12 protein-coding genes and 1 pseudogene are annotated in these 8,875 nt (G+C 30.7%); 5 read left to right on the forward strand and 8 right to left on the reverse strand.

Annotated elements, in window-relative coordinates; all coding sequences use genetic code 11:
* Positions 1-31 precede the first annotated feature (31 nt).
* Complete coding sequence (locus EU98_RS00070; protein ID WP_032516580.1) at positions 32-289, forward strand: DUF1651 domain-containing protein; 258 nt, start codon at positions 32-34, stop codon at positions 287-289.
* A gap of 139 nt (positions 290-428) precedes the next feature.
* Positions 429-1,151, forward strand: a complete 723-nt coding sequence (rluF, locus tag EU98_RS00065; RefSeq protein WP_032516581.1) for a 23S rRNA pseudouridine(2604) synthase RluF — start codon at positions 429-431, stop codon at positions 1,149-1,151.
* A gap of 168 nt (positions 1,152-1,319) precedes the next feature.
* On the opposite strand, the gene EU98_RS00060 is transcribed toward rluF, so the two are convergent.
* Genes EU98_RS00060 through EU98_RS00055 form a run of 3 tightly spaced genes read right to left on the reverse strand, consistent with a single transcriptional unit; the run spans position 1,320 to position 2,067 of the window.
* Entirely contained in the window at positions 1,320-1,577 is a 258-nt protein-coding gene (locus EU98_RS00060) for a DUF1651 domain-containing protein (protein WP_032516582.1), read from the reverse strand.
* A gap of 7 nt (positions 1,578-1,584) precedes the next feature.
* Entirely contained in the window at positions 1,585-1,812 is a 228-nt protein-coding gene (locus EU98_RS0109315; RefSeq protein ID WP_032516583.1) for a hypothetical protein, read from the reverse strand.
* Positions 1,813-2,067 carry a high light inducible protein gene (locus tag EU98_RS00055; protein ID WP_032516584.1) on the reverse strand — a complete coding sequence of 85 codons (255 nt, stop codon included), beginning with the start codon at positions 2,065-2,067 and terminating at the stop codon, positions 1,813-1,815.
* 440 nt (positions 2,068-2,507) lie between these two features.
* Here EU98_RS00055 and EU98_RS0109320 point away from each other — a divergent pair, with 440 nt between their 5' ends.
* From EU98_RS0109320 to EU98_RS0109325, 3 genes are all read left to right on the forward strand, one after another.
* Positions 2,508-4,391, forward strand: a complete 1,884-nt coding sequence (locus EU98_RS0109320) for a tetratricopeptide repeat protein (protein WP_052045527.1) — start codon at positions 2,508-2,510, stop codon at positions 4,389-4,391.
* A 533-nt stretch (positions 4,392-4,924) separates the two neighbouring features.
* Positions 4,925-5,197 carry a DUF3303 domain-containing protein gene (locus tag EU98_RS00050; protein WP_032516585.1) on the forward strand — a complete coding sequence of 91 codons (273 nt, stop codon included), beginning with the start codon at positions 4,925-4,927 and terminating at the stop codon, positions 5,195-5,197.
* Between the two features lie 52 nt (positions 5,198-5,249).
* Positions 5,250-5,513, forward strand: a complete 264-nt coding sequence (locus EU98_RS0109325; protein WP_032516586.1) for a hypothetical protein — start codon at positions 5,250-5,252, stop codon at positions 5,511-5,513.
* Positions 5,514-5,525: 12 nt separating this feature from the next.
* Here the strand turns inward: EU98_RS0109325 and EU98_RS00045 are convergent, their stop codons facing one another.
* The 5 genes and pseudogenes from EU98_RS00045 to EU98_RS00025 form a co-directional block, all read right to left on the reverse strand.
* Positions 5,526-5,750, reverse strand: a complete 225-nt coding sequence (locus tag EU98_RS00045; protein ID WP_032516587.1) for a hypothetical protein — start codon at positions 5,748-5,750, stop codon at positions 5,526-5,528.
* 421 nt (positions 5,751-6,171) lie between these two features.
* Entirely contained in the window at positions 6,172-6,489 is a 318-nt protein-coding gene (locus EU98_RS00040; protein ID WP_032516588.1) for a hypothetical protein, read from the reverse strand.
* A gap of 511 nt (positions 6,490-7,000) precedes the next feature.
* Positions 7,001-7,279: a hypothetical protein gene (locus EU98_RS00035; RefSeq protein ID WP_032516589.1), complete on the reverse strand. Its 279-nt coding sequence runs from the start codon at positions 7,277-7,279 to the stop codon at positions 7,001-7,003.
* Positions 7,280-7,638: 359 nt separating this feature from the next.
* Entirely contained in the window at positions 7,639-8,160 is a 522-nt protein-coding gene (locus EU98_RS00030) for a hypothetical protein (protein WP_152557476.1), read from the reverse strand.
* 444 nt (positions 8,161-8,604) lie between these two features.
* A pseudogene (locus EU98_RS00025) lies at positions 8,605-8,875 on the reverse strand (photosystem II q(b) protein); the annotation flags it as partial.

Below are 8,875 nucleotides of genomic sequence, written 5' to 3' on the forward strand. Positions count from 1 at the left end.
TGGAACGCTTACTAATTCCAAGGTTATATTAATGGTTAAATCTTATTGGTTGATAAATTCAGATAGGTCAGAAGTTAAAAGATTTATGAAAAATGATAAAAGTATTAATGGAGTTTTTGAGTATATGTTTATAGATACTGGAAAAATAGCAGGAGGATTAGGAAACAAACCACCACTTATGACAAATACAGTTTCTGTTGAAATAGATTTAGCTAGAGAAATTTATGAAAGATTACTTTCTAAGGGATGGAGGAAAATTGAAAAAAATTGGAATTCAAAAGAGAGTTAGGTCTGTGCGGTATAAATTACTGATGAAAATAATCTGAAATTCAATAATGAGAATATCAACTAAAATTGACAGCCGATCTAAAATATGAGGAGACTAGTAAATTATTTAATTTAGTGCAGACAAAAATGAAACATCTAAGATGGCTACCAGAATTAATAAATATTTAAGTGAAGTCGGTTATTGTTCTAGAAGAGAAGCAGATAGATTAATCTTTGAAGGAAAGGTAACCATTAATGGCAAAATTCCAGAAATTGGCGCCAAAGTAGAAGAAAGTGATCAAGTAGAAGTTAAAGGTCAAAGAATAGAAAAATCAAAGAGACAAAAAAACATATACTTAGCCTTTAATAAACCCGTAGGAATTGTTTGCACAACAGATAGAAAAGTAGAACCCAATAATGTCATAGATTTCATTAATTATCCTAAGAGAATTTTCCCTATCGGAAGATTAGATAAGCTCAGTGAGGGATTGATTTTTTTAACTAATGATGGAGATATTGTAAATAAAATACTCAGAGCAAAAAATAATCATGAAAAAGAATATATTGTAAAAGTTAATCGTCCGATTAATAGCGACTTTATTCAAAGCATGAGTAATGGAGTTGAAATATTAGACACAATAACTAAAAATTGTTTCGTTAAACAATTAGGTCCAAGAAATTTCAAAATAATACTCACACAGGGACTTAACCGACAGATAAGAAGAATGTGTGAGGCTTTAGGATATAGAGTACGATCATTAAAGCGTGTAAGAATTATGAATATTAAGCTAGACGTGCCAACAGGAGAATATAGAGAACTTAGTAAAAAAGAACTCTTAGAATTAAATAGATTACTCGAAAACTCCTCAAAAACATATGACTAATCAAAAACCAAAAAAGTAATTTGGGAGTTGAACTGATTAGCAAAAATGCAAGATTTATACTTTTCGACTTTGGTAGAAATAATTTAAATAGTATGAAATGCTTACTAATTTAATCCTCATTAGTAAGTAATTAAGTGTTATTTGACCACCTATTAAGGATTAGCAATCCTAGCTCTCTTTTCTGGTCCAATCTTCCTCGGTTCTTCTCCAACCCTGAGCAATTAATTTTTTCCATTCTTCTCTAGCTGTATCTTTCTTTAATTCTTCTCTGGTTGTCATGACAGGTGGTTCATTACCCCATAAAGAAGTAACCTTAACAGAATCAATAAACATATATTTCAAAAATTGATCTTTATTATTTGTATTTTCGATAAAGCTTTTTACACTTGATCTATTTGAATTAACCAACCAATAAAACTTTGCCATTACTTTTTTAAGGATAAAAGTCTACTTTCCAACGCATCAAGCAATAACTTAATGAATTATATCCATTACAATTCCAGAACTTGAATATTTTTACAGCGAAATGGTGGAAATTAGCATCATTGAAAAATGCCCAGCCAAAATAAATAGCAAATGCAGTTATAACAAACGCAGCAAATTGAAGCCAATGTGCCCCAAACTTGTCTATACCATTTTTGTCAAAATTAGTATTACCCATTTAAAGGATTGGATAAGCTATCCATCCAAATAAGGTGTAGTTAATAATGACAGCCATAAAACCTATCATTGCAAGCCTTCCATTTGTTCTTTCAGCAATAAACCAATAGGTATTTGGCCATTCAAAATCGCCCCCATTATTAGATTTTTGATCTTTTGAAATTGGTTCATCTTGAGGAGAATTGTCTTGGTCAAGATAATAATTACTATCTGGGTAAAAACTTTCGCTTGAAAAGTTATCTTTAAATTTACTCATTTTTTGAAAAGCTTAATTTTATTTTTATCTTAAAAACAAAAAATGCTAAATAGGTTTAAAAAGGTATTTCATCAATCAAATTTTTATCTTTTATAAGCTACTTTACAGAAACAGATCCACCAAGTACGCCAAAAAGACTCGATTTTTGAAATTGATATTTATTTTTATAACTTTAACCAGCTTCTTGTTAAGTGGCGAGAATCAGTTTGAGTCTCAATGTTGTATGAGGTATATATTTTATATATAAATACATAAGCTAAGAGCCTCTTTTATGCCCTCCTTACCGACCTAAAGCCACATGCCGAGTAGATAGATGGATAATAATAATCATATATAAAGTTATAAATAAAAATAAATAAATTTTTTAATTACTTTAATTCTTAATTATTTATACGAAAATATATTAATTAAGCAAAATTTTTTAAACTTCAATAAAAATAATGCAGAAAGGATTCGGGAGTGCACCCAAAAAGAAATTTCTAAAAGATTCTAGATATTTAAAATTTTATAATGATGAGAAACATGCTGAAGATCTTTTAAAAAACAACAAATACAAAGAGGCAAAAAACTTATATTTAAATCTTTTAAAAAGTGGATATCAAAGTTATGAGATTTTCTTAAATTTAGGATTCATTGAAAAAAATCAAAAGAATTATAAAGATGCAATTAAGTATCTCACAAAGGCAAAATCATTGACTAAAGAAAATAATCTTAACTTGCTTTTCGGACTTGTTAATTCTTATATTTCATTAAAGGATATTAAAGAAGCTAGATTAATACTAGATGAGGCTACCAATAATAATCCTAAATCAGAGTTACTAATATTCAATTATGCGAAGCTTGAAGAAGATTTATTTAATTTCAAAAAGGCTATAAAGCTCTATGAAAAAGGATTAAAATTAAATACCAAAAACTACAAAGCATTATCAAATTTGGGAGGGCTTTATCAAAAGACTGAGAAATACTCAAATGCAATTGAAGTCTATAAAAAGGCAATTAAATTACAACCTCAAATTGGCCATTTAAAAATAAGTCTTTTGACCTGTAAATCATTTGCTTGTGATTGGTCTGAACCTAAATACGTCAAGGATACTTTAAATAAAATTGATGATTTGGAGCAAGAGATTTGTCCTTTTAATCTGCTATATCTTGAGGATAATCCTAGTAATAATTTGAATAGAGCTAAATTTTATTTTCAGAGCAAATATAAAAGGGTTTCCCAAAATATTTCGTACACTCCAAAAAAGAAAATTAGAGTAGGTTATTTTTCTGCAGATTTTCGAAAACATGCAGTTATGTATCTCATAAAAGGATTATTCGAGATGCACAATAAAGATCAATTTGATGTTTATGTCTATTCACTAAACTCAGTAGAAGATGAATTAACAGGTGAATTAAAAAGGAATGTAAATGTTTTTCGGAATATATCAGATATTTCTGATGAAAAAGCAGCTTTTATTGCAAGAGAAGATTCTTTAGATATTGCTATTGATCTTATGGGATATACAAAAAAAAGAGGGCTTTCAATTTTTTCTATGAGAGTTGCTCCTATTCAAATTTCATATTTAGGTTATCCGGGTACTACAGGTTCTGACGGTATTGATTATTTACTCGCTGATAAAGTTATCATCCCTGATAAATTCAGAAAATTTTATAGTGAAAAAGTTATTTATATGCCTAATTGTTACCAATGTAATGATAGTAAAAGGAAAACTTCTAAAAAGGAATTCCTCAAAACTGAACTAGGCTTGCCAGAAAATGCTTTTGTTTTTGCCTGTTTTAATGCAAATAACAAAATTACGTCTGAGGAATTTGATATCTGGATGAGCTTATTGAAAAAAATTAAAAATAGTGTCTTATGGCTTTACAAATCTAATGATTATTCTCAAATAAACCTAAAAAAAGAATCAGAAAATAGGGGGGTAGAAAGTTCAAGAATTATTTTTGCTGATAAGTTATGCAATGAAGATCATTTATCAAGGATAAAATGCGCTGATCTTTTTCTGGATACTTTTAATTTTAATGCTCACACTACAGCATCAGATGCTCTTTGGTCAGGAGTCCCTGTAATATCTAAACAAGGAAAAAGTTTTTCGGCAAGAGTCTGTTCTAGTCTTTTGACTTCCTTGGGATTGGAAGAGTTAATAGCCCAAGATAATGAAGAATATGAAGAGAAGGCATTTAGCATCGCAACCAATAAAATATATTTAGAGGATTTAAAATATCGTCTAAATCAAAGCAGAACCACATCTACCTTATTTGATACAAAAGGATTCACAAGAAATCTTGAAGAAATATTTTTTAAATTGGTTAAGAATTTATAGAAATGTAGATATTCTGATACTTTAAAAAAAAGTAAAGTAATCAAGAGAAATATTTGATAACTTTATATAAATTTATTTTGATTTGATAGGTATATTTTAGATCAAAGTACTTCAAACGATTGCCCCTTTCTCAATTTGATAACGTAAGCAACAAAAAAGCGAGTTGGAAGATTCATTAGTATAACTTGGCTTTTAAGAGTCGGGACGACAGGATTCGAACCTGCGACCTAGTTCTCCCAAAGCACAACATAATTTATTTAAGATTATCCAATAAAAAATTGTTATCACAAGAGTTTAAGGTATAAATTGGAATGTATTCTAGATTCAATATTGTACAAATTATATACATTTTTATACTCAATATATAACCATAGCTCACTCATCCACGACATAGTACACTCTGTTAACTAGGTGGGGTATTTGATAGTTTTTTTTAGAAAGTCAGTCTATAAAAATGGGCAATTAAAACTATTTATTTTCAGAAATTATTTTTTCTGCTAGTAATAGAAAGCCTATAAAAATTAAAAAATAAAATGCTTTATGTTCAGCATTGGTCATTTAAGGCCGGATATCATCAAAAAGGTGCAGAAAAATTTCTTGGTGGTGGGGGAGATTATCCTGGAGTTGAGATGATTGGAAGATATCACGCACCAGGTTCTTTAGAGGGTTGGATAGTTTTAAAGACTGATGATCCAAAAGCAATATATCAACATGTCGCTGAATGGGGTGAATTTCTTAATTGGGAAACCACACCTGTATTTACTGATGAAGAAGCTGGTCCAATAGTTGCGAAAGTCTACTCATAGAAAGAGATTGACAGTCGATCTAAAATAAGGGGCAATTAGCTCCTTTTTTTTTATGAACACTCTCATTATTTCAACTTTTAGTTGTACATTTGAAGAATTTAAAAATGATGTAACGACATTATTTCTTGAAGAAATGTGCAAGGAGTTTGTAACAGATTATGAGTTTGTAAAAGTGAACGAACACAAATCTCATTTATTAATGAACTGTACCGACTTAGAAAAATTAGGCGCAGAGATGGAATCTCCTTTCGCGAAGGAATGGGATAAAAAAAATAATTGTAAGGATGCCGTATATTCGATCAAACTAATTGCGTAAATAAAACGCTTACTAATTTTCTATCACTCCCGCTACTTTTCGTTCCGCTAGTCGTTTTTTTAGAATTGAATAATTTTGTGAAGCCCATTTTCGAGAAATATCAAATTCAGAATCTAACTTCTCTTTAAGTAATTTGCCAATTTTAAATACCTCAACGAAGCCTAGATAAATTATTACCAGTATCTTAGTTATGTTTACTGCAACAGCTGCTATCTTTTTAATTTTTAAATCTTGCATTTGAATTTATTGAAGCTCACTAAAATTACCAGTTGTAAGAAATTATGCAAATTAATTAGATAAAAAATTTTTGGGTGTTATTCTCATTCGGTAATGGCTATGAAGTATTGAAGGAATTTTTAAAGGAGCTTTGGCAGAATCATCATGACCCAACCCATGCAGCTTATGGTGTTGGTGGATTAATAGTATTATTAATAATTTATAATCGATTACTCAATAAATTTCAGTAATATGGGTACTCACTGGGACGACAAATCTTGGCAAAAAGACTTCTTAAACATGAAGTCTTTTTGCCAATTGCTTTAACTGGGATAGTTTTTGAAATTCTACTTATAGCTCCTACTAATAACTCTTCACCTTTCAATTAAGCATCTTTTGTCACCAATTTGTCCTCATTGGACAATGACGATTAATTATTAATTTAGTTAGTTATTTTTTTTATTTTTTCTAAATTCCATTTATCAAATATTAATTTCATTTCTCTTTCGTAGTACCTTACTTTCTTTGCGAAAGGTAGTTCTTGAATAATTATCCCAAAGGGGAATTTAAAAAAAGAAGAAACATAAACAATATAAAACTCGACAAAAGATGGTTTTTTTGGAAGCGGTAAATCTTTTACATATGCCCAATCAATGCAAGATTTTAGTTGCTTATCACTAGCGATAATATTTCTTTTACAACTCCACCAAGAGAATAGATAAATGCAAATAAAAATCGGTAACGGAAGCAGTCGCAACATTTTACTTAGTTATATCTAATAAAAATATATAAATCCCCAACAATACTGCTGTAGCTAAACCTACACCAAAAACTAAATTTGGTTGATTATTCCAAAGATTAGTTAAAAATTCCATAGAAAAATTATAGGAAATTAACTTCTTTATCAGTCATATTTATTATTTGAATCTAAGAATATCTACTAACAACCAAGAAAAGACATACATATGACATCAAACTGACATCAAGAGAGTGATGTCAATAATTACCCAATATAAAAAGATAGGCTGGAAAACCTTTCTATCAATTGGATTCTAAGAGTCGATGCGGCAGGATTCGAACCTGCGACTTAGTGCTCCCAATGCACTTGTATGTAAAAATGAGAAAAACTTAAGAATTTTGACTGTGACAAGAGTTATCTATTGTGTTGGAACGTATTTGAATCTCAAAATCATGCCTTGCGATCGCAAGAAATAGCATGAGATCTTCACCTAGCGCCCCCTCTAGCCCCCTTTTGCAATTTAATAGTTATTTTAAGCAGCATCATATTCTTCATCTTCAAGCTCTCTCATAAATCTTTTATCTAATAAGTAATTGTCTATAAGCTCTGCTGCCATCACTATCTCAGCAGGATTTTTAGATAGTTCTTGTGGATCTTTGTCTAATAAGTAATTGTCTATAAGCTCAAGATTATACTCGTTTTCTTTAATTGGTTTCTCGCTTTCTAATAGCTTTCTTATTTGTGTAAATACAAGCTCTTGATCGTATCCACTTTCTCTAATTTCTTTCAACATTTCGTCTGGAATTTCCATAATCGTCAACCCCTATGTGAAAGTTTTTTAGAGCAAATTAGAGCCTATATACTCATACTTACGAAGAAATAAGAAAAAAGCAAGAAAAGAACAAGGCACTAGATAAGTAAGTGACTATCGCATGAACTGTTTACTAGCGCCCCCTCTAGCGCCGCTTTCGCAAAATGAGACAAGCTATATTATTTCTAGTCCGTTGGTATGACTGATCGGGGCGACAGGATTAGAACCTGCGACCTAGTGCTCCCAAAGCACTTAACAACCCTAGTATGGCACTATGTCTACAAGCCATGATTAAATAAATTTATCTCTTGCCCAAGTTATTTCTTTAAAATTGACAATTATTGTTGGCTATTTGTTGGCTAATTACATCTGGGTTTATTCTTCCAAACTGGTGAATCACAGTTTATAGTAACTGCTCCTTGTTGAACATATTTTTTAATTTTCTTGCTCTCAATTGTCTTAATTACTTTTGTCGCCCATTCAGGTTGATATTCATTTTTCGTATAACCCTCAACACCAGTTAAGTAGCATAAATTATCTGCCAAGGGATAACCAATGCTATCTGGTGTAATTTTATAAGTACTTGTCGCAGGGAAAAGACCTCTCCCTGTTTTTGCAGTTATTTTCATTTTGAATTTCTTGCAGTCAACTTGAACCTTTCCAGTCCAACTCATAACGTAATATCCATCTGATTGTTCATTTTCTCCTTGTCTTCTTGTTATCCCAACAGTGATTTTGGAACCAAGTGCTTTAGCATCTAGAGTATTTATCTGAACCTTCCCAGAGCCGGTATTCTCTATCTCCATCCAAGCGTCTTTGTCTTCCGGGATTCCAGCTTTAGATTTATTTGCAAAAGAAATAAATAATAAAAAAACAATCAAAAGTTGCTTCATTACAAATAATGGATTTTCAATAATATTAATTGAAACTTATAATTTGTCCTTGTTTTAAGAAGGTATTTGTTGTCTATTTGTTGGCCACTATGAGCCAACAAGTTAAAGCAATAAAAAAGCTGAATGCCAAAATTAAAAATGAAAGGTTTTCATAAAGGTATTTAATATCTACAAATCATTAACGCAGAAATTGATAAAAATCCTTCGCAATATAAAAAAAAGAGCTTTATTAAATATTTTTGGGCCGGATAAAAAATCAAGACAATATTTAAAATTATTCTTAGAAATATTCGATGAGTGGGCATTTAATAGAGAACGAAATTTCGTTAAAAGAAATATACAAAAATAAGTAAAGTTTTAAATAAAACCAATTGAAAATTAAACAAAAAAAAGCCCCCAAAAAGGGGGCTTGTAAGTTTAAGAACTTTAAACTTAACCGATAGCTGGAGCTGAAAGAGCTACTGTTGTAGACTCAGCTGCTGCTAGATCAAGTGGGAAGTTGTGAGCGTTACGCTCGTGCATTACTTCCATACCTAGGTTAGCTCTGTTAAGAACGTCACCCCATGTAGGAACAATCTTACCGTTTGCATCAACAACTGACTGGTTGAAGTTGAAACCGTTAAGGTTGAATGCCATTGTGCAGATACCCATTGAAGTTAACCATACACAAACAACTGGGAATACAGCTAGGAAGAAGTGAAGA

Source organism: Prochlorococcus marinus str. MIT 9314 (assembly GCF_000760035.1).
GTDB classification, from domain to species: domain Bacteria; phylum Cyanobacteriota; class Cyanobacteriia; order PCC-6307; family Cyanobiaceae; genus Prochlorococcus_A; species Prochlorococcus_A marinus_B.